We start from the raw sequence: 316 nt of genomic DNA on the forward strand, positions 1-316 counted from the left end.
CGCTAAACGTTACCGGTATTGGGTTAATCATCGTTTTAGGTACCGACTCCTTCACCCTGATATTGCCTATCGGTGCGATAGTACCTTGAGATAACAAGATAAAATTCCTGGTAAACTTATCTTCATCGAGCAAGCGCAGTGTTCGTAGCCAGTATTTACGACTTGAGCCTGAGGGAATAATGTCATCTAACAATCGAAACCAGTTTTTATGATTTCGCTAGGGCATGCTGTCGTTTGGCACAGTAACGCTGGGTGCTGGTTCTGCACAATGATTCTAGGGTGCCAACACATGGTCTATTTCAGGGTGCAGGCGAGA

At 45.3% G+C, this 316-nt stretch carries 1 pseudogene; it reads right to left on the reverse strand.

The window, feature by feature from the left end:
• Positions 1–193: pseudogene (locus AAEZ02_RS22090) on the reverse strand (type II toxin-antitoxin system HipA family toxin); the annotation flags it as partial.
• Positions 194–316 lie beyond the last annotated feature (123 nt).

This window comes from Shewanella sp. T24-MNA-CIBAN-0130 (assembly GCF_040310185.1).
Lineage (GTDB): Bacteria > Pseudomonadota > Gammaproteobacteria > Enterobacterales > Shewanellaceae > Shewanella > Shewanella psychromarinicola.